Source organism: Stenotrophomonas sp., assembly GCF_032056425.1.
In the GTDB taxonomy this organism is placed as follows: domain Bacteria; phylum Pseudomonadota; class Gammaproteobacteria; order Xanthomonadales; family Xanthomonadaceae; genus Stenotrophomonas.
Genome location: NZ_DAMBCN010000004.1, coordinates 230,781 through 257,435, shown reverse-complemented (window position 1 = coordinate 257,435; position 26,655 = coordinate 230,781). Strand labels below are relative to the sequence as shown.

The 26,655-nt window shown below is 68.0% G+C and carries 25 protein-coding genes and 1 pseudogene; 14 read left to right on the top strand and 12 right to left on the bottom strand.

The window, feature by feature from the left end; translation table 11 throughout:
* The first annotated feature begins 286 nt into the window (after window positions 1-286).
* Both RTY46_RS05375 and RTY46_RS05370 read left to right on the top strand, forming a co-directional pair.
* The gene (locus tag RTY46_RS05375) at window positions 287-2,818 is read left to right on the top strand and encodes a sulfite reductase flavoprotein subunit alpha (RefSeq protein WP_312707042.1); all 2,532 of its coding nucleotides are present in this window, start codon (window positions 287-289) and stop codon (window positions 2,816-2,818) included.
* 75 nt (window positions 2,819-2,893) lie between these two features.
* Window positions 2,894-3,730: an arylamine N-acetyltransferase gene (locus RTY46_RS05370; protein WP_312707040.1), complete on the top strand. Its 837-nt coding sequence runs from the start codon at window positions 2,894-2,896 to the stop codon at window positions 3,728-3,730.
* Between the two features lie 7 nt (window positions 3,731-3,737).
* Here RTY46_RS05370 and RTY46_RS05365 read toward each other — a convergent pair whose 3' ends face one another.
* On the bottom strand, window positions 3,738-4,106 hold the full coding sequence (locus RTY46_RS05365; RefSeq protein WP_312707039.1) for a VOC family protein: 369 nt from the start codon (window positions 4,104-4,106) through the stop codon (window positions 3,738-3,740).
* Between the two features lie 131 nt (window positions 4,107-4,237).
* On the opposite strand from RTY46_RS05365, the gene RTY46_RS05360 reads away from it, so the two are divergent.
* A complete protein-coding gene (locus RTY46_RS05360) occupies window positions 4,238-4,954 on the top strand; it encodes a transporter substrate-binding domain-containing protein (protein ID WP_312707038.1) in 717 nt (238 codons plus the stop codon).
* A gap of 105 nt (window positions 4,955-5,059) precedes the next feature.
* On the opposite strand, the gene RTY46_RS05355 is transcribed toward RTY46_RS05360, so the two are convergent.
* On the bottom strand, window positions 5,060-5,947 hold the full coding sequence (locus RTY46_RS05355; protein ID WP_312707037.1) for a LysR substrate-binding domain-containing protein: 888 nt from the start codon (window positions 5,945-5,947) through the stop codon (window positions 5,060-5,062).
* 94 nt (window positions 5,948-6,041) lie between these two features.
* Between RTY46_RS05355 and RTY46_RS05350 the strand changes: the two genes are divergently transcribed.
* Window positions 6,042-6,977, top strand: a complete 936-nt coding sequence (locus tag RTY46_RS05350) for an AEC family transporter (protein ID WP_312707036.1) — start codon at window positions 6,042-6,044, stop codon at window positions 6,975-6,977.
* Window positions 6,978-7,154: 177 nt separating this feature from the next.
* Here the strand turns inward: RTY46_RS05350 and RTY46_RS05345 are convergent, their stop codons facing one another.
* Together RTY46_RS05345 and RTY46_RS05340 are read right to left on the bottom strand one after the other, a co-directional pair.
* The gene (locus RTY46_RS05345; protein ID WP_312707035.1) at window positions 7,155-8,702 is read right to left on the bottom strand and encodes an alkaline phosphatase; all 1,548 of its coding nucleotides are present in this window, start codon (window positions 8,700-8,702) and stop codon (window positions 7,155-7,157) included.
* Window positions 8,703-8,896: 194 nt separating this feature from the next.
* Window positions 8,897-9,214, bottom strand: a pseudogene (locus tag RTY46_RS05340) (helix-turn-helix domain-containing protein); the annotation flags it as partial.
* 119 nt (window positions 9,215-9,333) lie between these two features.
* Between RTY46_RS05340 and RTY46_RS05335 the strand changes: the two are divergent.
* The 3 genes from RTY46_RS05335 (at window position 9,334) to RTY46_RS05325 (ending at window position 13,334) form a co-directional block, all read left to right on the top strand.
* Complete coding sequence (locus RTY46_RS05335) at window positions 9,334-10,320, top strand: MDR family oxidoreductase (protein ID WP_312707034.1); 987 nt, start codon at window positions 9,334-9,336, stop codon at window positions 10,318-10,320.
* 23 nt (window positions 10,321-10,343) lie between these two features.
* Entirely contained in the window at window positions 10,344-11,129 is a 786-nt protein-coding gene (locus RTY46_RS05330; RefSeq protein ID WP_312707033.1) for an SDR family oxidoreductase, read from the top strand.
* A 153-nt stretch (window positions 11,130-11,282) separates the two neighbouring features.
* Window positions 11,283-13,334, top strand: coding sequence for a TonB-dependent receptor (locus RTY46_RS05325; RefSeq protein ID WP_312707032.1), 2,052 nt, complete (start codon window positions 11,283-11,285; stop codon window positions 13,332-13,334).
* 132 nt (window positions 13,335-13,466) lie between these two features.
* Here the strand turns inward: RTY46_RS05325 and RTY46_RS05320 are convergent, their stop codons facing one another.
* Window positions 13,467-14,297, bottom strand: a complete 831-nt coding sequence (locus RTY46_RS05320; RefSeq protein WP_312707030.1) for an isocitrate lyase/phosphoenolpyruvate mutase family protein — start codon at window positions 14,295-14,297, stop codon at window positions 13,467-13,469.
* Window positions 14,298-14,489: 192 nt separating this feature from the next.
* Between RTY46_RS05320 and RTY46_RS05315 the strand changes: the two genes are divergently transcribed.
* The 4 genes from RTY46_RS05315 to accC all read left to right on the top strand — a co-directional run bounded on the left by RTY46_RS05315 (window position 14,490) and on the right by accC (window position 17,690).
* Complete coding sequence (locus RTY46_RS05315; RefSeq protein WP_312707051.1) at window positions 14,490-15,092, top strand: DOPA 4,5-dioxygenase family protein; 603 nt, start codon at window positions 14,490-14,492, stop codon at window positions 15,090-15,092.
* A gap of 237 nt (window positions 15,093-15,329) precedes the next feature.
* On the top strand, window positions 15,330-15,773 hold the full coding sequence (gene aroQ / locus RTY46_RS05310) for a type II 3-dehydroquinate dehydratase (protein WP_108763040.1): 444 nt from the start codon (window positions 15,330-15,332) through the stop codon (window positions 15,771-15,773).
* A 59-nt stretch (window positions 15,774-15,832) separates the two neighbouring features.
* Window positions 15,833-16,312, top strand: a complete 480-nt coding sequence (gene accB / locus RTY46_RS05305) for an acetyl-CoA carboxylase biotin carboxyl carrier protein (RefSeq protein ID WP_108754331.1) — start codon at window positions 15,833-15,835, stop codon at window positions 16,310-16,312.
* A 10-nt stretch (window positions 16,313-16,322) separates the two neighbouring features.
* Window positions 16,323-17,690, top strand: a complete 1,368-nt coding sequence (gene accC, locus RTY46_RS05300; RefSeq protein WP_312707029.1) for an acetyl-CoA carboxylase biotin carboxylase subunit — start codon at window positions 16,323-16,325, stop codon at window positions 17,688-17,690.
* Window positions 17,691-17,804: 114 nt separating this feature from the next.
* Here the strand turns inward: accC and RTY46_RS05295 are convergent, their stop codons facing one another.
* Both RTY46_RS05295 and RTY46_RS05290 read right to left on the bottom strand, forming a co-directional pair.
* The gene (locus RTY46_RS05295; RefSeq protein WP_312707028.1) at window positions 17,805-18,179 is read right to left on the bottom strand and encodes a hypothetical protein; all 375 of its coding nucleotides are present in this window, start codon (window positions 18,177-18,179) and stop codon (window positions 17,805-17,807) included.
* Window positions 18,176-19,141 carry a hypothetical protein gene (locus tag RTY46_RS05290; protein WP_312707027.1) on the bottom strand — a complete coding sequence of 322 codons (966 nt, stop codon included), beginning with the start codon at window positions 19,139-19,141 and terminating at the stop codon, window positions 18,176-18,178. Before RTY46_RS05290 ends, RTY46_RS05295 begins: the two co-directional genes overlap by 4 nt.
* Before the next feature lie 150 nt (window positions 19,142-19,291).
* Here RTY46_RS05290 and prmA point away from each other — a divergent pair, with 150 nt between their 5' ends.
* The 3 genes from prmA to fis all read left to right on the top strand — a co-directional run bounded on the left by prmA (window position 19,292) and on the right by fis (window position 21,386).
* Window positions 19,292-20,212 carry a 50S ribosomal protein L11 methyltransferase gene (gene prmA / locus RTY46_RS05285; protein ID WP_312707050.1) on the top strand — a complete coding sequence of 307 codons (921 nt, stop codon included), beginning with the start codon at window positions 19,292-19,294 and terminating at the stop codon, window positions 20,210-20,212.
* Window positions 20,213-20,254: 42 nt separating this feature from the next.
* Entirely contained in the window at window positions 20,255-20,998 is a 744-nt protein-coding gene (locus RTY46_RS05280) for a DUF3426 domain-containing protein (RefSeq protein ID WP_312707026.1), read from the top strand.
* A gap of 112 nt (window positions 20,999-21,110) precedes the next feature.
* Window positions 21,111-21,386: a DNA-binding transcriptional regulator Fis gene (fis, locus tag RTY46_RS05275; protein WP_108751030.1), complete on the top strand. Its 276-nt coding sequence runs from the start codon at window positions 21,111-21,113 to the stop codon at window positions 21,384-21,386.
* A gap of 93 nt (window positions 21,387-21,479) precedes the next feature.
* On the opposite strand, the gene RTY46_RS05270 is transcribed toward fis, so the two are convergent.
* From RTY46_RS05270 to RTY46_RS05250, 5 genes are read right to left on the bottom strand one after another with little or no spacing between them, the layout of a single operon-like run.
* Window positions 21,480-22,475, bottom strand: coding sequence for a phosphatidate cytidylyltransferase (locus tag RTY46_RS05270; RefSeq protein ID WP_312707024.1), 996 nt, complete (start codon window positions 22,473-22,475; stop codon window positions 21,480-21,482).
* Window positions 22,472-23,101 (bottom strand): lysophospholipid acyltransferase family protein, encoded by a 630-nt coding sequence (locus RTY46_RS05265; protein WP_312707023.1) that lies wholly within the window; start codon window positions 23,099-23,101, stop codon window positions 22,472-22,474. The genes RTY46_RS05270 and RTY46_RS05265 overlap by 4 nt, the downstream gene beginning before the upstream one ends.
* Window positions 23,102-23,111: 10 nt before the next feature.
* Entirely contained in the window at window positions 23,112-23,549 is a 438-nt protein-coding gene (locus RTY46_RS05260; RefSeq protein ID WP_312707022.1) for a hypothetical protein, read from the bottom strand.
* Window positions 23,546-24,880 (bottom strand): phosphatase PAP2/dual specificity phosphatase family protein, encoded by a 1,335-nt coding sequence (locus RTY46_RS05255; RefSeq protein WP_312707021.1) that lies wholly within the window; start codon window positions 24,878-24,880, stop codon window positions 23,546-23,548. Before RTY46_RS05255 ends, RTY46_RS05260 begins: the two co-directional genes overlap by 4 nt.
* On the bottom strand, window positions 24,880-26,631 hold the full coding sequence (locus RTY46_RS05250; RefSeq protein ID WP_312707019.1) for a bifunctional alpha/beta hydrolase/class I SAM-dependent methyltransferase: 1,752 nt from the start codon (window positions 26,629-26,631) through the stop codon (window positions 24,880-24,882). The genes RTY46_RS05255 and RTY46_RS05250 overlap by 1 nt, the downstream gene beginning before the upstream one ends.
* Between the last annotated feature and the right edge of the window lie 24 nt (window positions 26,632-26,655).

Genomic DNA, 26,655 nt, shown 5'->3' with positions numbered 1-26,655 from the left:
AGGCGGGGTGGGTCCGGTTGCGGGGGTGTCCGCGGCATGGATGCCGCGGCCAAGCTTACAAGGACGTACTTGCAGCGTCCCCCGCAACCGGACCCACCCCGCCATCCCACGGATAGCCCGCTTTGGCTTTCGACGTGGCCGTTGACGTTGCGTCGGCGGGTGCAGGGCGCCGCCCTGCCGCAACACCCTCCTTGACCCGGGCCGGTCGCGACCGGGAGAATTCCGAGATTAATTCTCATTTACTGTTGCGCAGGGATGCCGCGGCAGACCCACGGCCTCTCTCCCGATGTTCAAGAACGTCCTGTTCCAGCTGCACTGGTTCCTCGGCATCACCGCCGGCACCATCCTGGCCATCATGGGCCTGAGCGGCGCTGCGCTTTCGTTCGAGGACGAACTGCTGCGTGCGGCCAACCCGGGACTGGCCGGCATTGCCGAACACCACGCCAACGGCCAGCCGCCATTGAACCTGGACGAGCTGGTGCCGATGCTGCAGACCGGCAGCGACCGCCCCTTGCAGCGCCTGCGCGTGGATGCCACCGGCCAGCGCCCGTCGGTGGCGCGCTTCGAAGGCGGCAAAGAACACTGGGTCTACTTCGACCCGTACAGCGGCGAGCGCTTCAGCACGCTGCGCGGCCAGGCCTTCTTCGATTTCGTGGAAGACCTGCACCGGCATCTGGCGGCGGGCGAGCGCGGCAAGCTGCTGACCGGCAGCTGCGCGATCATCCTGCTGTTCTTCGTGCTGTCCGGCCTCTACCTGCGCTGGCCCCGGAAATGGTGGCACCCGCGCACCTGGCTGGCGGTGGAATGGAAACGCAGCGGTCGCAGCTTTCTGTGGAGCCTGCATTCGGTGGTCGGCACCTGGGTGCTGCTGGTCTATCTGGTCATCGTGTTGACCGGCCTGTGGTGGTCGTTCGACTGGTACCGCGACGGCGTGACCCGCCTGCTGGGCGATGGCCGCAGCGCCCCACGTGCCCAGGTGCAAACCGCCCCGCTGGACCTGGCACGGGTGCAGGAGAGCCTGTACGCACTTCCGGGCGTGCGCACCGGTTACATCGACCTGCGGCTGCCCGGCAAACCTGGCCAGCCGATCACCGCGCGGGTGATGGCCGGTGATCCGGCGCTGCGCGGCGGCGGCCATGACCGCGCGCAGGACAGCCTGCAGATCGACCCGGGCAGCGGCGCCGTGCTGGAACACCGCCCCTACGGGCAGCTGGATGCCGGCGGCCAGGTGATGACCAGCATGTTCGCGCTGCACTCGGGCAGCTTCTTCGGCCTGCCCGGTCGCGTGATCGTCATGCTGTCCAGCCTGTGCATGACCCTGTTCTTCATCACCGGCTGGATGCTGTACCTGGACCGCCGCCGCAGCCAACGCGCCGCGCGCGCGTTGCGCCAGTCGCTGCCGGACGGCAGCGTCAGCGCCGCCCACGAAGGCACGCCGTGGCGGGTGATACATGCCAGCCAGAGCGGCCTGGCCGAGCAATTGGCCTGGCGTGCAGCGGCGCAGCTGCAGGCCGCCGGGCACCCCGTGCAGGTACTGCCGTTGTCGCGGGTCAGCCTGCAACAGCTGCAGGAAACGCCACAGGTGCTGTTCGTGCTCAGCACATTCGGCGATGGCGAGCCACCGGACAGCGCGCGCCGCGCGGCCCGACAGCTGCTCGCGCAGTCGGCTGATCTTTCCGGCCTGCGCTATGGGCTGCTGGCGCTGGGTGACCGCCAGTACCCCCATTTCTGCGCCTTCGGCGTGCAGGTGGACGAATGGCTGGCACGCAACGGCGCGCAGCCGCTGTTCGCCCGCATCGAGGTGGACGCCGCCGCCGTGCCTGCCCTGCATGAGTGGCAGCTGCAACTGAGCGCACTGACCGGCATACAGACCGATGACAGCGTGCTGCCTGCGGCCACGATGATGCACGACTGGCCATTGCGGGGGCGCACGCTGCTCAATCCGGGCAGCATGGGCGGACAGATCTGGAAGATCCGGCTGGCGCCCCCTGCGCGCGTGCAGTGGAAAGGCGGCGACATCCTGCATGTCGCCCCCCGCAACACCGCCGCACAGGTGCGCGTGGTGCTGCAGGCGCACGGCCTTGACCCGCAGCAGACAATGCACGTGGACCCGCAGAGCCGTAGCCTGTTGCAGCTGGCCAGCGAGCGGGTGCTGCCCGATGGCGTGCCCGCCGTGCCAGTTCAGGATGCCTGCCAGTGGCTGTCGGCGTTGCCGCTGCTGCCCAGCCGCGAGTACTCGATCGCCTCCTGTGCTGCCGACGGCGTGGTGGAACTGGTGGTACGCCTGACCCACGACAGCACCGGGCGCCCAGGCTTGGGCTCAGGCTGGCTGTGCCTGCATGCATCGCTGGGCGAAAACATCAGTGCGCGCGTGCACCACAACCCCGGTTTCCAGCGCGTGGCCGCCTCGCCAATGGTGCTGATCGGCAACGGCACCGGCATCGCCGGCCTGCGCAGCCTGCTGCGCGAAGCCGCTGCAGACAGCGAGCACGGGCACTGGCTGCTGTTCGGCGAGCGCCAGCGCGCGCACGATCTGCTGTTCGCCCAAGAGATTGATCACTGGCAGACCGAAGGCCATCTGGCGCGGGTGGACCTGGCGTTCTCGCGCGATGCAGACGGCGGCGGCTACGTGCAGCACCGTCTGCAGGCCGCGACCCCCGAACTGCTGGAATGGCTGGCACGCGGTGCGGTGATCCACGTCTGCGGTTCGCTGCAGGGCATGGCCGAAGGCGTGGACCAGGTGCTGCGCGCCGCGCTGGGCGACGAAGCCGTGGAAACCCTGCTGGAGAACGGGCGCTACCGACGCGACGTGTACTGAAGCAGGCGGCAGGGTGCTTGACCTCAACCCACGTTGCGGTCGCACAGTAAGGGCCCCTGCCCGCCCGGTGCCGCGATGACCCCGCTCGATATCGACCGCTATCTGCAGCGCCTGCAGCTGGACGCGCCGCCGCCCGCCACGGTGGCCGGCCTGACCCTGCTGCAGCAGCGCCACAACGCCCTGTTGCCGTTCGAGACCCTGACCTGTCTGCTGCGCGATGCAGTGCCGATCGACCTGGACAGCGTGCAGCGCAAGCTGCTGCATGCCCAACGCGGCGGTTACTGCTTCGAACTCAACGGCGCCTTGCTGGCGCTGCTGCAGGCACTGGGTTTCGACGCACACCCGCTGAGCGCACGCGTGCTGCTGTCGGCCGGCGAAGGGGAACTGACCCCGCGTACCCATTTGTTGATCCGGGTACGGCTGGAAGGCGAGGACTGGCTGGTGGATGCGGGGTTCGGCAGCCTGACCCCGACGGTGCCGCTGCGCCTGCACACGACCGCGGCACAGGAAACGCCGCACGAGCGCTACCGGCTGCAGCCGCTGGACGATGGCGATTTCCTGCTGGCGGCCAGCAGCGGCGATGACTGGCGGTCGCTGTATCGCTTCGACCTGGTCTCACCGGCGCCGGCCGACAACGAAGTGGGCAACTGGTATGTGTGCACGCACCCGCGCTCCAGTTTCCCGGGCGAGCTGCGTGCTTCGCTGGCCGGCCCGGATTGGCGCCGCACCCTCGGCAGCGGCCACTGCACCGAGTACCGCGCCGGCCAAGCGCCAGACAAGCGAGCCCTGCGCGATGTGGCTGATGTCCGGCAGGTACTGCAGGATCGTTTCGGCGTGCGGCTTCCCGACGATGCGCGGCTGGACCCGGCCATTGCAGGGTGGTTGCAGCGGTGGCAGTCCCCGCGCCCATGACCGGGCGTCAGGCCATCGGGGCCTGCACGGCAATACGGTTGCCTTCGCTGTCGACGATCTCCGCCACGTGCCAGCCACCGGCCTCGGCAGGGCCAAACCGCAGCGTGGCGCCCGCCTGCAGCGCACGGGCCAGGCTGGCGTCCAGATCATCGACGCCGATGTAGATGCGCGCCCCCTGCTCGGAGGGCCGATAGTCCGCGCCCTGTACCAGAGCCATGCTGGCGCCGCCGGCGTCATCGTCGAACGGCAGGTAGGCCATCGTGCAGTCATGCACCTGCACCGGCGCGTGGATCACCACCTGCAACCAGCGCTGATAGAACGCGGTGGCTCGGGCCAGGTCGGCCACCGGAATCTCGACATGCATGACGGGGTTCATCGCAGCACCACTTCGCTTCAGATGATGCGCAGGGTAATCGCCTTCCACTGTCCGCGGGTGTCATCAGACGGGTACGCCCTGCGCACGCTGTCGCTGGCATGCTGAGGTTCCTTAGCATTCCGGAGTGCCCCATGCCACTGTCCGACTACCGCGTTGCACTTGCACCGTTCGGCTACCTGCGGGTTGCCATCAACCTGGGCAACCCGGTGCTGGCGCAGGGCGACGCATCGGCGCCGCGCGGCCCTTCGGTGGAGCTTGCCACGGCGCTGGCGCAGCGGCTGGGGGTCAAGGCCCGTTTCACCTGCCATGACGCCGCCGCAGCGGTGGTTGCCGCCGCCGCCGCTGATGAGTGGGACCTGGCTTTCCTGGCCGTCGATCCCGCACGCGCCGATCGCGTTGCCTTCAGCGCACCGTATGTGGAAATCGAGGGTACCTACGTGGTGCGTGATGACAGCCCGGCGCAGCAGGTGGCCGATCTCGATCGCCCGGGCGTGCGCATAGCGGTGGGGCGCGGTGCGGCCTACGACCTGTTCCTCAGCCGTGCCCTGCAGCACGCACGCATCGAACGCGCGGATACGTCAGCAGCGGCCATCGCCTTGTTCGACCAGCAGCGCCTGGACGCGGCCGCAGGTGTGCGCCAGCCGTTGCAGGCGTGGGCGGCGCAGCATCCCGGCCACCGCGTGGTGGCTGACCGTTTCACCGCTATCGCCCAGGCGGTCGCCGCACCTGCAGCGCGCCCAGCCGCCGCGCTGCAGGCGTTGTTTGCGGAAGTGGATGCAATCCGTGCGACAACGCTGCTGGCCGAAGCGTTTGAACGTGCCGGGCAGCAGGTCACGCTGCTGCGATGAGGGCCGTGTTCTGTAGAGTCGAGCCATGCTCGACTGCTTCTGGCGGTCCAGTCGAGCATGGCTCGACTCTACAAAGGGCGAAGAGCAGTCGAGCATGGCTCGACTCTACAAAGAGCGAAGCTCGCGGGTGATGCAGCCGCGCAGGCGCTGCAGGGCCGGGTTGCGGTTGCTGGCGCGCCAGAACAGCACCTGCTGCACCTGCGGGGCCTCCTTCAGCGCCACGAATGCCACGCCCGGAACCCCAAGCCGCCGCAGCGACGCGGGCACCAGTGCACTACCCAGCCCTTCGGCCACCAGGCTCACGATACTCTGCTGAAGCTGCACCTCCAGACGAATCCGGGGTTCCAGGCCGGCAGCTTGGAAGCACGCGTCGATCGCTTCGCGCAGCGTCGGCACCACCTCGGCGGGCGCGGTGATCAGGCCTTCATCGGCCAGCGCAGCCACGGCCACCTGACGCCGCCGCGCCAGGCGGTGGCCCAGCGGCACCACCACACATAACGGCTCCTGCAGCAAAGGCTGCATCTCCAGCCCGCGCCGGGAGGCCGGTGCGAAGCCGATGCCGGCATCCAGCTCGCCGCTGAGCACGCCGTCCAGCAATGCCACGGGCAATGCCTCGCGCAGGCGCAGCTGTACCTGCGGGCACGCTGCCATGAACCTTCGCGCCAGCGGAGGCACCGAGCTGTGTGCCGCATGCATCATGAAGCCGACCTTCAGCTCGCCCTGTTCCCCCGCATCGATCTGCCGGGCGGTCTGGCAGGCCTGCTGCAGCGACAACAGCACGGCACGCGCATCGTCCCGGAAACGCTGTCCGGCCGGGGTCAGCCGCACATGGCGCGAATCCCGCTCGAACAGCGCGACGCCCAACGCCCGTTCCAGCGCCGCGATCTGGCGGCTCAGCGGTGGCTGGGTGACATGCAGGCGCTCGGCCGCCCGGCCGAAATGCAGGGTGTCGGCCACGGCGAGGAAATAGCGTAACGGGCGGATATCAATCATGCACAAAGGGTATCGCTGAACGCCCAAGAAAGCATTGGAAGGTATTGCCGGCGCTCTCTAGCCTTGTAAGCCCTTCCGTGGATCCTCCGCCGCCATGTGGTCTGTGCTGGCCATCGTCCTTCCCATCTTTGCCCTGGTACTGGCCGGCGGACTGGCGCGCCGCAGCGGTGCGCTGGGCCCGCATTCCACCAGCGAACTGAACCGGTTCGTGGTCTACCTTGCGCTGCCCGCGCTGCTGTTCGACGTGGTGGCCCACGCGCAGTGGCGCGACCTCTGGCACCCCGGCTTCGTCCTCAGCTTCGGTATCGGCACGGCACTGGTGTTCACGGCCACGGTGCTGCTGCGCTGGCGCGCCGGCCACGCCGTGGCCGATGCCAGCATCGACGGGCTGAATGCCGCTTACGCGAACACCGGGTTCATCGGTTTTCCGCTGGCAGCGGCGGTGCTGGGCCCGCCTGCCTTGGCGCCGACACTGGTCGCCACCCTGCTGACCGTCTGCGTGTTGTTCGCGGTGGCCATCGTCCTGATCGAAGCGGGCCTGCAACGCGAACAGCGCCTGCACCACCTGCTGTGGAAGGTCAGTCGATCGCTGGCACGCAATCCGCTGCTGCTGGCACCGGCGCTGGGCATCGTGCCGATGGCTACCGGTCTGGCCCTGCCGGCCCCCGTGGACGCGTTTCTGAAGCTGCTGGGCAGCGCCGCCGCGCCGTGTGCGCTGATCGCCCTGGGCCTGTTCCTGGGCGAGCGCCGCAGTGTGGCCGCGGGCGCCGCACGCAGCGCACTGGGGCTGGGCGCTGCAAAGCTGCTGCTGCAACCGTTGCTGGTCTGGTTGCTGGCCACGCAGGTGTTTGCGCTGCCCACCGCGTTGGTGCATGCAGCGGTGTTGCTGGCCGCGCTGCCCACCGGCACCGGGCCGTTCATGCTGGCCGAGTTCCATCGCCGCGAGGCGTCCACCACTGCGGCGACGGTGCTGGGAACGACCGTGATGTCGCTGCTGACGGTGACCGGCTATCTGGCCCTGATCCGGTAAGAGTCGAGCTTGCTCGACTGCCGGGAATCGTAGAGTCGAGCTTGCTCGACTGGGTTGCCAGATGCAGTCGAGCATGGCTCGACGCTACACAGAGCGAAGGGCAGTCGAGCGTGGCTCGACGCTACGAAGAGCGAAGCGAAGGGCAGTCGAGCAAGCTCGACTCTACAAAGAGCGAAGTCAGCGGCTCAAGGCTTCCTGCACGGCCATCGCTACGTCGGTGTTGTCGATGTAGCTGCCGTCATTCCAGCCCACGTGCTGGCGGTAACCGGCATCGACGCCGCGCACGCGCCGGGCCAAGGCTTCGGCGCCGTTGCCCTTGGCCCACAGCGGCACCAGCCCGTTGGAATGGTTGCCGGTGGGGCGGAAGCTCATGCCCGGCACCTGCCCGCGGCCGTTGTTGCGTACCGGCTGGAACGCCACCTGCTGTGCATCCGGGCCCATCGGCATGCTGTTGTCGTGGTCGGTGGTGATGATCAGCAGGTTGCGTTCCCAACCGCCATTGCGTTCGACCCACTCGATCACCGCGGCGACCGCATCGTTGAACTCCACCGTTTCCTCGATCAGACGGCCGAACTGCGGCTGGTCGGTGCAGGCGCCGTAATGCCATTCGGTGCCGCAGGCGCTGGTATGCGCAGCCCAATCGGTGGCCCCACCTTCCACCATCAGGAACAGGCCCTTCGGCGAGCGCTGCTGCAGGAACTGCAACGCACCCCGGGTCATGGTGGCCAGGTCGGGCACGCTGTCGATCTTCTTCACCCCGGAAGGTGTCGCCGCATCGCGCCCGACCACGACCAGCTGCCGCGCCTGCTGCAGCGTGTTGGCGACCTGCGGCACGCCGATCAGCGGGCGATCGCTGGGCAGGCGGCCTGCGGCCAACGCGGTGAATTCGTCCTTGCTGCGTATCAGTCGCCATGCACCGGACGGATTGCCGTCAATCGGCGTGCCCGCTTCCAGCTGCTGCCAATCCTGCTGCGACACCCATTCCCAGGGGTTCTGGCAGCCTTCGGCGGCGACCGCATCCAGGCCGTCCACGCAGGGCCTGCCGTCCACGCTGAAGCCGGGGCCGCCGGTGCCCATCACCAGATCCATGTGGCCCTGCGCCAGCATCTGGTGGGCAATGGCGTGGTAGCTGTTGCGCGATTCGTTCTGCGCGGCGAACGCCGCGGGCGTTGCGTGTGCGAAAGGTACCGAGGTGACCACGCCGGTGGCCATGCCCAGGCGCTTGGCGCGCAGTGTGTTGAAGTCCACCGGCACGCCGTCGTTGCTGAAGTTGATCGCGTTGTTGTACGTCTTCATCCCGGAAGACAACGCGGTGCCGGCCGCGGCACTGTCGGTGGCCACGGCGGCCAGGTACTGGTAGCCCTCGAACGGCAGGTCGGTGGCGGGTACGGCGGTGGCACTCCAGGCGCGCGATGGGTCGTAGCCGATGGTCTGCGCAGCATCGCGGGTGGGCTGGCTGCTGGCGTTCAACGGGAACGTGGTCACGCCCAGGCGCTGCGGGAACTGCGCGTAGGGCGCGCCCTCGCGACTGCCGTACTGCCAGTAAGCGGCAGCATCCCAGGTGCCCCAGCCGGCGCCGTCGTTGATCATCACGATCACGTTGTGCGGCCGGGTGGTTCCGGCCGGAGGCGCGTCACCGCGCGCGACGGGCTGGCATGCGGCCAGAGCGGCCACCATGGCCAGCAGCGACGGGCGCAGCCAGCGCCGCGAAAGAACTCGGGTCATGCGTTTCCTGCACTGCAAGGCGGACACCGCCGCCGACGGCGCAACGTTATAGCAGTGCAATGTTGCAGTTACTGCGGCGACGTTGCCCGCGTGCTCGCTGCCTTGCGCGATCGCGCGGGCGATGCTGTCTTTGCGGGCATCGCTGCGTCTGCGTCGCACTGTGCCGGCAGTGGCGGCAGGCTCTGCTGCTGTTCGCGATAGCGTTCGCCCCACTCACGCAGGCTCAGCATGACCGGCGCCAGCGTGCGGGCCAGCGGCGTAGCTTCGTATTCCACGCGTGGCGGCACTTCGGCGTAGACATGGCGCAGCACCATGCCGTCGGCTTCCAGCTCCCGCAGCTGCAGGGTCAGCATGCGCTGGGTGGCGTTGGGAATCAGCCGGGTCAGTTCCATGAAGCGCTTCTTGCCGGTCAGGATGTGGAACAGCAACAGCGGTTTCCACACTCCGCCGATCACCGAAAGTGTCAGCTCCACGGCGCAGCCGCTCTTGGGGTCCAGGCGCTTGGTACGCATGTCGTTTCTCCTGCCTGCCATAGGCACACGAATGATAGTAACGGCGGTAATTGTGCGTTCTTACGCACACGGCGGTGCCTGCCTATAGTCGCACCACGTCCATCCCCCACGGAAATCCCATGTCCTTCCGAGCCCTTGTTGCCGAGCGCGCCGCCGGTGGCGCCGTCACCACCACCCTGCAGGATCTGCAGGACGACATCCTCCACGACGGCAATGTGTCCGTGCGCGTGGAATGGTCGAATGTGAACTACAAGGATGCGATCGCGCTGGCCGGCATGCAGATCATCCAGACCTTCCCGCTGATTCCCGGAATCGACTTTGCGGGCACGGTGGAAGCGTCGTCGGATCCGCGGTTCCAGCCGGGCGATGCAGTGGTGGCCACCGGCTGGGACCTGAGCCAGGCCCACCATGGCGGCTATGCACAGCGTGCGCGCGTGCCGGGCGACTGGTTGGTGAAGCTGCCTGCCGCACTTGACGCGCGCGCCGCCATGGCCATCGGCACCGCCGGCCTGACCGCCATGCTCAGCCTGCTGGAAGTGGAGCGCCATGGGGTCGCACCGGGCGACGGCGATGTGCTGGTCACCGGTGCATCCGGTGGCGTGGGCTCGGTGGCTGTCGCCCTGTTGTCGGGCCGAGGCTACCGGGTGGTGGCGTCCACCGGCAAGCCCGCCGAAGCCGAGTACCTGCGCGCCTTGGGCGCGGCAGAGATCATTGACCGCGCCCCCCTGTCCGCACAGGGCGCGCCCGTGCAGGCCGAGCGGTGGGCCGCCACCCTGGATGCGGTGGGCGGACAGACGCTGGTGAACGCACTGGCGCAGACACGCTATCGCGGCATTGCCACCACCTGTGGCTTCGTCGGCGGGCGCGAACTGCCGGGCACGGTGCTGCCATTCATCCTGCGTGGCGTCACCCTGGCCGGCATCGATTCGGTACGTGCGTCGGCGGCGCTGCGCGAACAGGCATGGCAGCGCCTGGCCGCCGATCTGGACCTGGCCAAGCTGGCGGCCACCACCCACGAGATCGGCCTGGGCGAGGTACCGGCCTTCACCGCACGCATGCTGCAGGGCCAGGCCAAGGGCCGCACCCTGGTTGATGTGAACCGCTGATCCCTTCCCTGCCTGGAATACCCATGAAAACCTCCCCCATCGCGCTGGTGACCGGCGCTTCCACCGGCATTGGTGCCGTGTACGCCGATCGCTTCGCCCGCCGTGGCCATGCGCTGGTGCTGGTAGCGCGCGATGCCCAGCGCCTTGCCGCGCTGGCCGAGCGCCTGCGCACCGAGCATGGCTGTGCCGTGGAAGTGCTTACCGCCGACCTGACCGCCGCTGATGATCTGGCGCGCGTGGAAGCGCGCCTTCAGCGCGGCGATATCGACGTACTGGTGAACAACGCCGGCATGTCGCTGAAAGGCGGATTGCTCGACAACACGCCGCAGGCGCTGGAGCAGATCATCGCCCTGAACGTCACCGCGCCCACCCGCCTGTGTGCCGCCGCCGGCCGCGCCTTCCTGGCACAGGGCCGCGGCACGATCATCAACCTGTCGTCGGTGCTGGCCCTGGCGCCAGAGATGTTCGAAGGCGTGTACAGCGGTACCAAGGCCTACCTGCTGAACCTGAGCCAGGCGCTGGCAGCACAGTGGGAACCGCAGGGGCTGCGGGTGCAAGCGGTGCTGCCGGGCGCCACCCGCACCGAGCTCTGGGAAAAGGCCGGGCGCGATGTCGACAGCTTCCCGCCGGGCTTCCTGATGGAAACCGGCGACATGGTCGATGCGGCGCTGGTGGGCCTGGATCTGGGGGAGACCATCACCCTTCCCCCGCTGCCGGATGACGCGCAGTTCGCCGCCCTGCAGGCGGCACGGTTGGCCATGGCCCCCAACCTGTCACGCAGCGAAGTACCCGCGCGCTACCGGCGCTAGGGGCCACGACCACACAGGGCCCACCGTGGCCCTGTGTATCGCCCTGCATCAAATGCGAATGATTCGTGATACGATTGTTAAGGAATACTGAAACCCCCACACACGGACGTCCCAGCCATCGCCAGTGGACCCCCTCACAGGAGTACCTGCGCGATGTCGCACGCCTCACCGAACCGCCGCCGTTCCGTTGCCACCCTGACCGCCGCGATCGGTCTGGCGCTGGCTGCCCATGCCCACGCTGATGCCAGCGCCGATGCCTCCTCGGCGCGCCAGCTGGACACCGTGGTGGTCACCGCCACCGGTGCCCAGCAGTGGATCAAGGATGCCCCGGCCAGCATCAGCGTGATCACCCGCGAGGAGATCGAGCGCAAGCCGGTCAGCAGCATCGGCCAGCTGCTGAGCACCGTGCCCGGCGTGACCGGTGGCTACGCGCTGTCCGGTGCGCAGTCGAAGATCCGCCTGCGCGGCCTGCCCGAGCAGTACACGCTGATCCTGATCGACGGCCGCCGCCAGGGCAGCTCAGCCGGCGTGAACTACCGCGATGACCTGGGCCCACAGGATCTGAACTGGCTGTCGCCGGACATGATCGAACGCATTGAAGTGGTGCGCGGCCCGATGTCCTCGCTGTACGGTTCGGATGCGATGGGTGGTGTGATCAACATCATCACCCGCAAGATCGCCGACCACTGGGGTGGCTCGGCCACCTTCAACTACAGCAAGCCCGATTCGGATACGCGCGGCAACACCACGCAGATGGGCGCACTGTTCAGTGGCCCGCTCACCCAGAACCTGGGCGTGCGCGTGGGCGCCAACGTGACCGACCGCGAGTCGGATCGTGGCGCGCGGCAGACCCCAGGCAACAAGGCGGAAAATGCCAACGTGCAGTTCCACTGGCGGGTGAACGACAACCACAGCGTGGGCGTGGAAGCCTCGCGTGGCACCCAGCGCAACAGCGGCGCCGGCGCGGTCAGCAGCTGGGGTCTGTCCAAGCTGGTGCAGACCGGCTACGTGCTCAGCCATGACGGCAAGTACGGCGACGCCAGCACGTCCAAGACCACGCTGGTGCAGAACGATTACGAGGACAAAGGCAGCACGGTGGGCAACCACTCGAAGGAAACCGTCTTCGATACCGCCTTCACCACCGGCTTCCACTGGGGCTTCGAGCACAGCCTGAACGTGGGCGGGCAATGGAAGCGCGAGGAGCTGGAAAACAGCGACACGATCGGCACCGTGCCGGTCACCTGGACCGGCAGCGGCCGCATCAGCCCGACCAGCGAGGCCGATTCCTGGGCGCTGTTCGCCGAAGACCACATCACCCTGCACGAGCGCTTCGTGCTGACCCTGGGCCTGCGCTGGGACAACACTGACAACTACGACGACAACCTGAGCCCGCGCATCTACGGCGTCTGGCACCCGGCCGACGCATGGACCGTGCGTGGCGGCATTTCCAAGGGCTTCCGCGCGCCCAACCTGAAGCAGGGCACCGCCGGCGCGGCCACCCAGTCCGGTGGCAACGGCTGCCGCGCGTTGACCGTCGAAGGCTGGAGCAGCACCTCGGTGAATGCCGATGGCACCCGCGGCTGCTACATGGCCGGCAACCCGAACCTGGAACCGGAAACCAGCACCAACTACGAGCTGGGCCTGGGCTACGACCAGGGCGGCTGGTCGGCGTCGGCCACCTACTTCCTGACCAACTTCGACGACAAGATCGAGCAGGTGCCGCTGAGCCAGATTCCCGGCCAGACCACCAGCTTCGTCAACGGCTACTGGTGGACGGTGGCACAGAACATCCAGAGGGCACGCACCCGCGGCGTGGAAGCCAGCGTGACCGTGCCGCTGCACGAGCGCCTGAGCTGGACCACCAATGCCACGCGCATGCTGGAATCGAAGAACCGCACCACCGGCGCCACCTTGCTGGTGGTACCGGAACTGACCGCCAACACCTCGCTGGAATGGCAGGTGACCGACGCCTGGTCGCTGAACGCCAGTGCGCAGCACATCGGCAGGCAGCTGGTGTCGGCCACCAGCGCGACCTTCGCCAAAGCCTACACCACCTGGGATCTGGTCACCGGCTTCGACGTGAACGAGAACCTGACCCTGCGTGCCGGCGTGCTGAACGTGGGCGATGTGTCCACCATCGACGAAGGCAACAACTACGACGGCGGCGCGCGCACGTTCTTCGTCGGCGCCACCGCGCGGTTCTGATCAGGCCGTGGGGTCAGAGCCCGTTGCCAGGCAACGGGATCTGACCCCGGGGTCAGGATCCCTTCGCTCAGCGAAGGGCTCTGACCCCAGCCTGCGCCCCCATCCACGCATGGCGTGGATCTACCGCGGCCGCTACGGCTGGAACAGGTCGTTCAGGGCTGCGCCTGCCGCGGCCTGCTGCAGCCCATCGAAGCGCCCCTCGCGCACAAGCGGATCGGTGGCCTGCATCAACCCTCCCCACGCCGCGCGGGCCAGTGCACCGCCCAGGCTGACCCGGCGCACGCCCAGCGCCGCGATGTCCCGCAACGTAAGCGACGTCGGCCCACCCACCAGCAGGTTCACCGGCGCGCCATCGGCTGCGGCCACCACCGCTTGGATCTGTTCGACCGTGGTGATGCCCGGTGCGTACAACACATCGGCGCCGGCATCCGCGTAGGCACGCAGGCGCTGCAGCGTGTCTTCCAGGTCCGGCACGCCCACGAAGAAGTTCTCTGCGCGGGCCACAAGCAGTACATCGGCCGCGGCACGATCAATGACCGCACGCGCCGCGCGCAGGCGCTGCACGGCCTCTTCCAGCGGGCGCAGGGGTGAGTCGGCCAGACCGCTGGCATCTTCGATCGACAGCGCGGCAATGCCGGTGTCCAGCGCCGCGGTTACCGCCTGCCCCACATCATCGGGTGTTGCACCGAAACCATCACCAAAGTCGGCGTTCAACGGCAGATCGGTGGCAGCGGCCATCAACCGCAGATGGTCCAGCGTGGCCTGCAGCGAAACCGCACCGTCGGGTCGGCCTTCGCTCCACGCACAGCCGGCGCTGGTGGTGGCCAGGGCCTGGAACCCCTGCCGCTGCAGATAGCGCGCACTGCCCACGTCCCACGGGTTGGGCAGCACGAAGCAACCCTGCGCATGCAGCTGGCGGAAGGCGGCACGCTTGCGCTGGGTCTGGGCGTCTGTAGCAGTCATGGCAGACAGGCGGAGTGGCGACAGCGCCACCCTAGCCCGCTGGCCCACGCAACTCAACGCCACATGGCGTGGCTTTCATGAAGTGATGCTGCCTGCTTATTGGACCGGCGCCAAGCGCTGCGCAACCGTGGCAGGCCCCCTTCAGGAATCCGGACATGCCCATCGATGCTGGCACGCTGCCGCCCACTGGTGATGATCACGATGCGCAGCGGGCTGACCTGGGCTAGTACGCCCAACACCACCGAACCCGGCCGACAGGGCTTCCGTCCGATCGTGCCGCCGCCTGCACAGGGGCACAGCCCGTGGGGCCAGGACACGGTGAGCGAAGCCACACCGCGCCCGGCCAGCGTGCGCCCAGGGGAAACGCCACTGCCCGACAGGCCACGCGCCTACACCGACATCAAGAGCTACCACGCGCATATCTATTTCGACGAAGACAGCTACCAGAAGGCCGCGCTGCTGCGCCGCTGGGCGGCCGAGCGCTTCCCGGTGGAACTGGGCAACTGGAACCTGCAGCCGCGTGGGCCACACGTCACGCCCTCCTTCTACTTCGGGTTCACCAACGATCTGCTGCCGGTACTGGTGCCGTGGCTGCAGCTCAACAGCCTGGGCCTGACCATCCTCATCCATCCCAATACCGGCGATGGACGGGCCGACCATCTGCACTACGCGCTGTGGGTGAACCGGGCGCAGCCAGTGAATGCCTACCACTGGCCTGCGCCGCCACCGGGGGAAACCGAAGCGCTGGAAGAAGTCTTTCCCAACGTGGTGCCCACGGTGCCGCTGGAGACCTGAGCGCGGTACATTCATCCCCGCATGGCGCGGACCTACCCCGCCGAGGCCATTGTCGGCGTACGTGCTGCCATCGCCGCCGATGACAACGTTCAGCCAGCCTTGATCCGCCCTGCCGCATACGGCCACAAGGGCCTCGGCAGATTTCAAACAAACGATTGAAACGCCGCAAACTTCGCCGAACTGGACACCATCCTCAGCTTCCGCCAGACTGCCGCCCTTTCCCGTTGATCGGATTCCATGGCGAAGCTGCTGGTCCTGCACGGCCCCAACCTCAACCTGCTCGGTACGCGCGAGCCGGAGGTCTACGGGCACACCACGCTGGCCGACATCGACCAGGCCCTGGCCGCCCAGGCGGGCGCCGCCGGCCACGCCGTGGACAGCCTGCAGTCCAACGCCGAGCACGTGCTGGTGGACCGCGTACAGGCCGCGCGCGCCGACGGAACCGCTTTCATCCTGATCAACCCGGCCGCCTTCACCCACACCTCGGTCGCCTTGCGCGACGCGCTGGCCGCGGTGGCGGTGCCGTTCATCGAAATCCACCTGTCCAACCCGCATACCCGCGAACCGTTCCGCCAGCACAGCTATTTCAGCGACAAGGCGGTGGGCGTGGTGTGCGGCTTCGGCGCCGACAGCTACCGCTACGCGATGGACGCGGCCCTGCTGCGGCTGTCGGCCACCTGATTGTCGAACCGGGCGCCCACGGCGCCCTCCTCACCTAGATAGAAACCAAAGAGGCCCTCATGGATCTGCGCAAAATCAAGAAGCTGATCGACCTGCTGGAAGAGTCGAACCTGGCTGAAATCGAAATCAAGGAAGGCGAAGAGTCCGTGCGCCTGTCGCGCGCCCCGGTGGCCGGCTACGCCGCCCCGGTCGCTGCCCCGGTGTACGCCGCTCCGGCGGCCCCGGCCGCGCCGGCCATGCCGATGCAGTCGCCCACCGAAGCCTCCACCGGCGGCACCGCCAAGCCGGGCCCGGCCCTGCCGGAAGGCCACGTGCTGCGCTCGCCGATGGTCGGCACCTTCTACGCTTCGGCGGCCCCGGACAAGCCGGCCTTCGTCACCGTTGGCCAGCAGGTCAAGGAAGGCGAAACCCTGGCCATCATCGAAGCGATGAAGATGTTCAACCCGATCGAAGCCGACAAGTCCGGCACCATCGTCGCCATCCTGGGCGAGAACGGCCAGCCGGTGGAATTCGACCAGCCGCTGTTCGTGATCGGCTGAGGGGCACGCCATGCTCGACAAAGTCGTCATTGCCAACCGAGGGGAGATCGCGCTGCGCATCCTGCGCGCGTGCCACACCCTGGGCATCCGCACGGTGGCCGTGCACTCCACGGTCGACCGCAACCTCAAGCACGTGGCCATGGCCGACGAGTCGGTCTGCATCGGCCCGGCACCGTCGCCGCAGAGCTACCTCAACATTCCGGCACTGATCGCCGCCGCTGAAGTCACCGATGCCCAGGCCATCCACCCGGGCTACGGCTTCCTGTCGGAGAACGCCGATTTCGCCGAGCGCGTGGAAGAGTCCGGCTTCATCTTCATCGGTCCCAAGGCCGACACCATCCGCATGATGGGTGACAAGGTCGAAGCCATCCGTGCGATGAAGTCCGCCGGCGTGCCGTGCGTGCCCGGCTCGGGCGGCCCGCTGGGCGAAGACATCGTGGCCAACACCAAGATCGCCCGTGAGATCGGCTACCCGGTCATCATCAAGGCGGCCGGTGGCGGCGGTGGCCGCGGCATGCGCGTGGTGCACGCCGAAGCCTCGCTGAAGACCTCGATCGAAACCACCAAGAGCGAGGCCAAGGCCGCGTTCGGCAATGGCGAGGTCTACATGGAGAAGTTCCTGGAGAATCCGCGCCACGTGGAAATCCAGGTGCTGGCCGACGGCCAGGGCAACGCCATCCACCTGGGTGAGCGCGACTGCTCGATGCAGCGCCGCCACCAGAAGGTGGTGGAAGAAGCCCCGGCACCGGGCATCAGCGCCGAGCAGCGCGAGCAGATCGGCAAGGTGTGCGTGGAAGCCTGCATCCGCATCGGCTACCGCGGCGCGGGCACGTTCGAGTTCCTGTACGAGGACGGCCGCTTCTACTTCATCGAAATGAACACCCGCATCCAGGTGGAACATCCGGTCACCGAAATGGTCACCGGCATCGACCTGGTGGCCGAGCAGCTGAAGATCGCCGCTGGCCAGAAACTGTCGATCAAGCAGAGCGACGTAGTCCTGACCGGCCATGCCATCGAGTGCCGCATCAACGCCGAAGATGCTGAAACCTTCGTGCCGAGCCCGGGCACCATCACCGGCTTCCATCCGCCGGGTGGCCCCGGCGTGCGCGTGGACACCCACATCTACAGTGGCTACCGCGTGCCGTCGAACTACGACTCGATGATCGGCAAGCTGATCGTGCACGGCCCGGACCGCGAAACCGCCATCGCCCGCATGCGGGTGGCGCTGAGCGAAATGGTGGTGGACGGCATCAAGACCAACGTCGCGCTGCAGCAGCGCATCATGCGTGACAAGGGCTTCCAGGCCGGTGGGCAGAACATCCACTACCTGGAAAAGCGCCTGGCCGAACGCAAGAACAAGCCGATCGCACTGACCTGATCGCGCGGCCAACGCTGGACACGAAAAGGGCGGGGATTTCCCCGCCCTTTTCTGTTGGGTACGACGAACGATCGACGACGTCGCCGGGCAGGGCCCGGCGCCACCCAGCGCGCGTCAGCGCTTGTCGGCCACTTCGGCGGGAATCTGCGAATTGGCCAGCGGGCGCACGCCATTGGGCGAGGTCGGATCGACGATCACCATCGTTTCGGTGGAACCATCGGGCCACACCACCTGGAAGGTGCTGCCGGCCGGCAGCGAAGCAAACGGCACACCGCTCTGCGCGCGGTACACCGCAGCGACCTGGCTGGCACCGGCGCGGCGCACTTCTTCCTGCGCCTTCACCGTCGTCAACTCCACCTTCGACAGGTGCCGGTAGCGATCTTCGTAGGTATCGATCATCAACAACCCGACCGCACCGGCCGAGTACGCCACGAACAGCACCACCCAGAACCAGAACTTGGCGCCATGTAGTAAACGACGGTAGTTCATCGCCCTGCTCCCGTACCAATCAATCGCTTGATCCACTCTTTCATCTTCCCCGCACCTTGCCGCGAAACCGCGGCGTCATACACGAAATCCCGGAAATCCTGCGTTCCACTCTGCGAACAGATCCCTCCATTCGCGCAATAACTGTTCACCAGCACACTGTCGGCGCCGCACGGCAGCCCCAGTTCGCAGGCGGCAACCCGCCAGGCCAGCTCGCTCAACTGTTCGCCGGCAATCAGGCCGGTCATCGCCTTGTCACCGGCCGCGCGCATGCCCATGGCCGGGGCCAGCGCCATGTACGCTTCCGGATCGCGCGAATCCTGCACGCGCTGTACCAGGTCACGGCGGTACTGCTCGCTTTCATGCAATGGCTCGCCTTCGGCAAGCAGCGACGCTTCAGCGGCCAGGTTGCCCTCCTGCGCCGCACGGCGGCGTTCGCCGATCACCAGCGTGGGGCCCAGCCGGTCGCCCGGCACGAAGCCGCCGCAGCGCTGGGCCACACGTTCGCGCGCCTGCACCATGGCCGGTGCCGCGCTCAGGCCCAGGCCGGCCAGCACGTTGTTGTCCAGCCGGTAGCCGCCTGGGTCGACTGCATACTGGGCGCAGTAGTCATAGACGCGGCTCAGCATCCAGCGCGCTTCGTGGTTGCCGTTGTCGGCCTGCACGCGCAAACGCTGCGCATAGGCGAACAGATCGGTGTCGCCTTCGATATCGGCGCGGATATCCAGCGGCAGCCCCGACGGCAGCGCGGTGCTGCGCTCGATGCCCGAAAGACGTCGCGTCAGGGCTTCCGGCATCACCGGCGCCAATGCCTCGCCTACCGACGGCGCCGAGACCGCCATCGGCGCCGCCACGCCATCCTGCGTGCCGTGACCATGACCACTGGCCCGGTAACCGGCCACGCCAAGCATTGCCACCGCCGGCAGCACGAGCAACCAGGTTTTGAGGGTGGGAGCCAAGGCCATGGGCGACAGAAGTGGACGCAGGACACAGCGAAGCCGGCAGTTTAGCAAGGCCCCGAAGCGCTGTCTGAACCGCCTCGACCCATCTCAGGGCATACGGAGACGGCCGGATGGTCTAGCATGGCCCCCTTTCCCGCGATTGCCCCCACCGCCATGCCGTTCCTGGAACTGACCCTGCGCTGCACCGAAGCCACCCAGCCCCGCTATGAAAATGCGCTGGAGGACGTGGGCGCGCTGGCGGTCACCCTGCTCGATGCCGAGGCCGATACCAGCAACGAGCAGGCCATCCTGGAACCAGGCGTGGGCGAGACCCCGCTGTGGGACACCCTGGTGCTGAGCGCCCTGTTCCCGGCCGACAGCAATGCGCTGTTGCTGCTGGCCGCGCTGGAAGCGTTCGATCCCGAACTGGACTGGAGCGGCGGCAGCTTCCGCGCCGTCGAGGACGAGGACTGGGAGCGCGCCTGGCTGGACCAGTTCCAGCCGATGGACTTCGGCAGCCGCACCTGGATCGTGCCGTGGAACCACGACCTGCCCGACGCTGCGCAGGCCGCCGATGCGGCGGTGGTGCGGCTGGATCCGGGCCTGGCCTTCGGCTCGGGCACCCACCCGACCACCGCGCTGTGCCTGCGCTGGCTGGACCAGTTGGCGGTATCGGGCCAGCTGCAGGGCCAGCGCGTGCTCGACTTCGGCTGCGGTTCCGGCATCCTGGCGCTGGCGGCACTGAAGCTGGGTGCGGCCGAAGCGATCGGCGTGGACAACGATCCGCAGGCGCTGGTGGCCACCGCCGACAACGCCGAGCGCAACGGCGAACAGGCGCGCATGCACGTCTACCTGCCGCAGGATGAGCCGGTTGCAACCTACCCGATCGTGGTCGCCAACATCCTGGCCTCGGCACTGGACGCATTGGCCGAACTGCTGGCCGCACGCGTGGCCGCCGGTGGACGCATCGCCCTGTCGGGCATCCTGCATGGGCAGGAAGGGGAACTGCTGCAGCGCTATGCCGCCTGGTTCGACGAACTGCAGGCCACTCAGGATGGCGATTGGATGCGCATCACCGGCGTACGCCGCGCCTGATCGTGGTTGAATGAGCGCTGGATCCGAGCCGGTGCCCTGACGATGTCCGAGCCGAACCCGCCGCGCCGCCCGCTGGCCACCTTCCTGCGCACTGCGCCGGGAGACGACGCCGCACCTGTCGACGGCACCGGTCACGCCGCCCCGCCGCTGCTGCAGGAAGGCGAGGCAGTAGACAACGATCAGGGCACCGCGCCCCCGCTCGCGAAGCACGAGGAGCCCGTCGCACGCACCGATGCCGACGCCGACCGTGCCGAAAGCGACACGATGGATGCGGCCGTGGCCAACGAGGCCCCCAGCTTCCTGGGCATGCGCCCGCGCACACGCCCCTCACCGCGCTGGCACTGGGCGCTGGTCGCGGGGCTGGCCCTGCTGCTGGTGCTGCAGAGTGTGCTGGCCGACCGCGCACGCCTGGCGGCCGATGCCGGCCAGCGCCCCTGGATAAGCGCCCTGTGCGGCGTCCTGCGCTGCAGCCTGCCGGCCTGGCGCGAGCCCACCGCATTGACCATGACCAGCCGCGAGATCCGGCCCCTGCCAGGACAGGCCGGCGTACTGCAGGTACAGGCCAGCATCCGCAACGATGCACGCTGGGCGCAGGCCTGGCCGGACCTGCGCCTGTCGCTGTCCGATGCCGATGGCCGCCTGATCGGCAGCGGCGTGTTCACCCCGGCGCAGTATCTGGGCGAAACCCCGGCCGCCACCCTGGAACCCGGACAGAGCGCGCGTATCGCGTTCCGCGTGCAGGAGCCCGCGTCCTCCACGGTCGCATTCACCTTCGAGTTCCTCTGACCAAGGTCGAGGCGTCAGGCCGTGGCAGCTCGGGCACGCTCGCGCTAGACTGACAGCCAATCACACGTCCGCCTGCGCACCACGCGCACCGGCCTTCAGATCGGGAACCCCCTTGAACGCTGTCCTCACTCGTCCTGACACCAGTCGTGGCGCTGCCCGGCCACCGCTGCGCGAACACGTAGCCCAGTCCGTGCGCCGCTATCTGCGCGACCTTGATGGCTGCGACGCGGACGACGTGTACGAGATCGTGCTGCGCGAGATGGAGATTCCGCTGTTCGTGGAAGTGCTCAACCACTGCGAAGGCAACCAGAGCCGCGCCGCAGCGATGCTGGGCATCCACCGCGCCACCCTGCGCAAGAAGCTGAAGGAATACGGCATCAGCGCGTAAGCGCACCGCCGCCGGGCATGGCCCGGCGCTACCGATACCAGGCCATCACCTTCCAGTAGATCCACGCCATGCGTGGATGAAGGCCCCGCAGGATCAACCGCCCCCGCCCGCCTTCCAGTAGTACCGCACCACATGGAAGAACACCGGCGCGGCGAAGCACACCGAATCCAACCGGTCGAGCATGCCACCGTGGCCCTCGATCATGTGCCCCCAGTCCTTGATGCCGCGGTCACGCTTGATGGCCGACATCACCAGGCCGCCCCAGAACCCCATCAGGTTGATCAGCAGCGACAGCCCGAACGCCTGCAGCGGCGTGAACGGGGTGATCCACCACAGTGCCGCCCCCAGTGCGCTGGCACTCAGTACCCCGCCCACGAAGCCCTCCACCGTTTTCGACGGCGACAGCTTCGGCGCGATCAGACGCCGGCCCAGCAGCTTGCCCCAGATGTACTGCAGCACATCGGACGACTGCACCACGATCACCAGGAAGGCGAACAGCAGCACATTGCGCGCCGGGTCATGGCCCGGCACCTGCAGGTTCAACAGCAGCGGCACGTGCGAAATACAGAACACGCAGATCATCAGCCCCCACTGCACCTTGGCCGTGCGCTCGAGGTAGTGGGTGGTGTCGCCGCCGATGGTCGACAGGATGGGCAGCAACAGGAATGCGTAGACCGGAATCAGCAGCGTGTACATGCCGTACCAGTCGATCCAGACCAGGTAGTACTGCCAGGGCAGCACGATGTAGAACGCCGCCAGCAATGCGTAGTAATCGCCCGACCGGGTCGGCGCCAGGGTGATGAACTCACGCAGCGCGAACAGCGAAATGATGGCGAACAGCACGATCACCCCGGCGCGGCCGAACAGCAACGCGCCGCCCACCACGATCGCCATCACCCACCACGCACGGATGCGTGAGACCAGGTTGGCGATGACCGCGTTGGGGCGCCCGCGCTGGCGCCAGCGCAGGGTCTCGGCCACCACCGTAGCGAGCACCAGCACCGCGCCGATGCCAGCAAACAGCAGACCGGTCTGCTGGCCCACGCTCTGCGTGGCCAGATCGCCGGACACATCGATCATGAAACTCATGGCCGGCCCCCGTTCGGTGCCAGGTCAAGCAGCGCCTGCCGGCTGCGCGCCAGGAAGGCCGCCTTGTCTTCCTCGGCCTGCAGGCGCAGCGGCGTACCGAAGGTGGCCGTGCACAGCAGCGGCAGTGGCAGGAAGCGGCCCTTGGGCATCACCCGCTTCAGGTTGTCGATCCACACCGGTACGAACTCCAGTTCCGGGCGCTGCCGCGCCAGATGATAGATACCACTCTTGAACGGCAGCAGCGGCTCCTCGCCGGTGTTGCGCGTACCTTCCGGGAACAGGATCAGCGAGCAGCCTTCATCCACCGCGTCGCGCAGCACCTGCAGCGGGTCCTGCTGGCGCCGCGCCGCCTCGCGTTCCACCAGCACGCCATTGAACACCGCATCGATCAGATAACGGCGCAGGCCATCGCGCTGCCAGTACTCGGCCGCGGCCACCGGTCGCACCTGTCGGCGCAGGGCGGGCGGCATCGACGACCAGATCAGCACGAAGTCACCGTGGCTGGCGTGGTTGCCGTAGTACACACGGTGGTCGCTGGACGGCGCGCAGCCGATCCACAGCGCACGCGCGCCGGTCAGCACATGGATGGCGCCACTGCAGGCGCGGGCGATCAGTCTGGCGAACATCGCTTTCCCCTTACGTCTGCGGCCACAGCACGGCCAGCAGCAGCGCCACGCACTGCAGCGCAGTGAACAGGTACTGCCGCAGCAGCAGGCCGCGCATGCCGGGCCAGCGCGCGTTCCAGCCGCGCAGCGGCGCACCGGCGGGCTGGCGGCGCAGCCCGGCCACGTGCAGCGCCTGATCGACCCGCTGCGCGGCGGCCTCGTCGCTCAGGCCTTCGCGCAGCAGCAACTGCAGCAGGTCGGCATCCAACTGCACGCGCACGGCGAAGTACGCCTGCACCATGCCCAGCGCCACGCTCAGCAGCACCAGGCCGGCGGCCACCATCGCCAACCCCGGCTCGATGCCCAGCAGCAGCAACCCCACCAGCAGCAGGCCCAGCGACAGCGCGGCGGGCCAACGGCCCTGGCGCAGCAGCAGGTGCATCATCGGCAGGTCCGGGGCCTGGCTCATACCGCTGTCTCCTGTGCGGCAGCGGCCGCGATCGCCAACAGGTGAACGTCGTGCAGCACGATGGACGGCCGTGCCTGGCGCACCTGCGCCACCGCCTGCGCGGCACTGCCAGCGCGGCCACTGCACAGCAGCCACGTCGCCACGCTGGCGGCACTGCGCGAATAACCCAGCGCGCAGCACACCAGCAGCGGGCCCTGCGCGTGCAGGCGCTCGATCGCGGCGGCCGCGGCGCGCAGCTGCGCCGCCGTGGGCACCACCAGATCGAGCATTGGCACCCCGGCATACAGCGCACCGGGAGCACGACAGGACAGCTCCGCGCAGGTATCGACCACGCCCTGCAGCGGCAGCGGCAACGGTGCACTGGGCAGACGACCCAGCCACACGCCATCGGCCACCTGCACCGGCTGCGGTGCGCGCCGGGTCCACAGCCGCGAATTGATCCACGCTGCGGCCAGGCAAGGCGCCAGCAGCCAGCGCACGGCCATGGTCAGCCGGCCATCGGCGCGCTTCTGGAACACCGCCGTGCCCAATCCGGCATAGGCCAGCGCCACCAGCAGCAGCGACAGCACCGGCCACAGCAGCCACAACGCCGCGCCCCGCCATAGCAGCGCCGGCAGCAACAACAGCACCGCGCCCAGCAGATACATTGCCGCCAGGCGCCAACGTTTCGGGTCGCGCGCCGTGCGCCATGCGCGCAACAGCGGCTCACCCTGGTCGGGCCACAGCCACACACACAGCCAGCCCACCAGCAACCCGGTGGGTACATCGATAAAGTGGTGCTGGAAGGTAGTCAGCACGGACACACCGATCAGCAGCGCCCAGACGTGCAACACCCAGCGCCACGCGCCGTGCAGATACTGGGCGAACTTCACCCACAGCACGATCAGCAGCACGATGTGCAGCGACGGCGCCTGGTTGAACGGCTTGTCGAAGCCCAGCAGCACATCGAACAGCCAGCCGAACACCCCGTCGATTTCGGGGCGCTGGAAGCTGAAGCGCAACGGCCACAGCAGGAAACAGCTCACCGCGATCAGCTGCGCACTGAACAGACGCAGCGCGTGCCGGTCCAGCTCCAGCCGCTGCCGGCACAGGAACAACGAAATGGCGTAGAACAGGTCGATCGACCAGTACGGCACGATGGTCCAGGCCACGAATGGAATGTGGGCTTCCCAGGCAAAAACCAATACCGGCACGTCCGGCTGGCGGCCGGCCATCCAGTTGGCGAACCCATAGCTGGCGAAGAAGAACGGCCCCAGCAGGACCAGCCACAGCAGGGCGCGCCGCCAGGGACGCGCCGCTGCGGTGGTGGGCATGGCAGCAACGGTGGCCATCAGCCGACCCGGCGCGCCAGCGAAACGGTGAAGATGCCGAACTCGTCGATGCGCTGCGCCACCTTCTCGAAACCGGCCAGGCGCACCAGCTCATCCATTTCCTGCTGGGTACGACGGCGCATCACCCACGCCGCACCACCGCGGTGGCTGGTCAGCGCGCGGGCGATGAATTCCAGCTGCGGATGCCAGGGCTGGCCGGTGTAGGCCAGGTAGCCGCCCACCGGCACGGTCGCGGCGATGCCCTGCAGCGAACGCAGCACCGCATCGTTGTCGGGGAACAGTTCGTACAGGCCGGACACCACCGCCAGCGTCGGCGCCGGGTCGACCTGCGCCAGCTGCACCGGATCGAACGCATCACCCTGTTCGAAGCGGGCGATGTCGGACGCGCCGAGACGCTCGATCAAGGCCTGGCCCTGGGTCACGTTCAGATCGCTGAAATCACGCAGCACGATGCGTTCGGCGCGCTGTTCACCCTGGCCCAGCGCTTCCAGCACGTAGCGACCGTGGCCCGCGGCCACGTCCAGCACGCGTACCGGCGTGCCCTGCCCGCGCAGGCGCTGGGCGGCGTCGCGCAGCAGTTCCTGCAGGTGCTGGCCGCGCACGCGGATGCCGCGCCAGCCGATCGCGTCCAGATAGTTGCGGTCGACCATGCGGCCCAGCGGGCCCTTGCCGCGTGCCTGGTCGCGGTAGATGTAGTCCAGCGTGCTGCCCGAATCGAAGCCGGTCTGCAGGCCCAGCGCGATGCCTTCGGAAAGCGTGCCGCCGACGCGCAGGCCGCCCCGCACCACGCGCCAGCGCAGGTCGGCCAGGCTGTTGCGCTCCGGCGGCCAGGCCAGGATTTCCGATTCTTCGAAGGTTGGCCCATGGCGGTGCGCATCGCGCCGCGACAGTTCACGCAGCGGCTCGGCGAAGCGCGCCTGGATGAAGCTGCGGATGCGCGCCAGCGCCGGCGCGCGGTCACGCTCGCCCAGGGTGTCATGGAAGAAGCCTGGCAGGTGCACGCGTTCCTTGATCGGGCTGGACAGGCGCTCGTAGAAGCGGTCCTGCGGGCCGCGGTGCACGACGAAATCCGAGCCGGAGACCAGCAACTGCACCGGCACGCTGATCGCCTGCGCATCGGCCACGATGCGGTCGGCCGCCTCGTACAGGCCCAGCAGCACGCGCACCGAGATCGGCCGGGTGATCAGTGGATCGGTGCGGTAGCTTTCCACCCGCGCCGGATCGTGGGTCAGCCACTGCGGCTTGACGTAGCTGTTGACGAAGAAGTTGCCGCGCAGCTTCTGCATCAGCGCCAGCCCCGCCCGCGCGAACGGCACGTACAGCTTCACCTTGAACGCCGGCGATGCCATGACCAGCGCGCGCAGGCGCGGCGCGTAATCGTGCACCCAGGTGGCGGCGACCACGGCACCCACGCTCTGCGCGATCACCACGATGTCTTCCACCGCGATGCCGTGCTCGGAACCGATATGGGCGATGAAGCTGTCCAGATCGCGAACCAGCGCCGGGAAGCCCGGCGCATCGCCGCGCGCGCCCGGCGAACGGCCGTTGCCGCGCGCATCCCAGGCGAAGAACGCGGTATCGGGCAGGTCCAGCTCATCGACCAGGTGGGTAACCCGCCCGGAATGTTCGTGGCCGCGATGCAGCAGCACGATGGCCTCGGCCGGCGTGGTCGTCGTGGTGCTTGCCCAGTACCGGTAGAACAGCGGTACCTGGTCGAAGCTGTGGAATTCCCGTTCCTGCGCCTGACGCATGCAATCTCCGTATTGTCGTGGTGT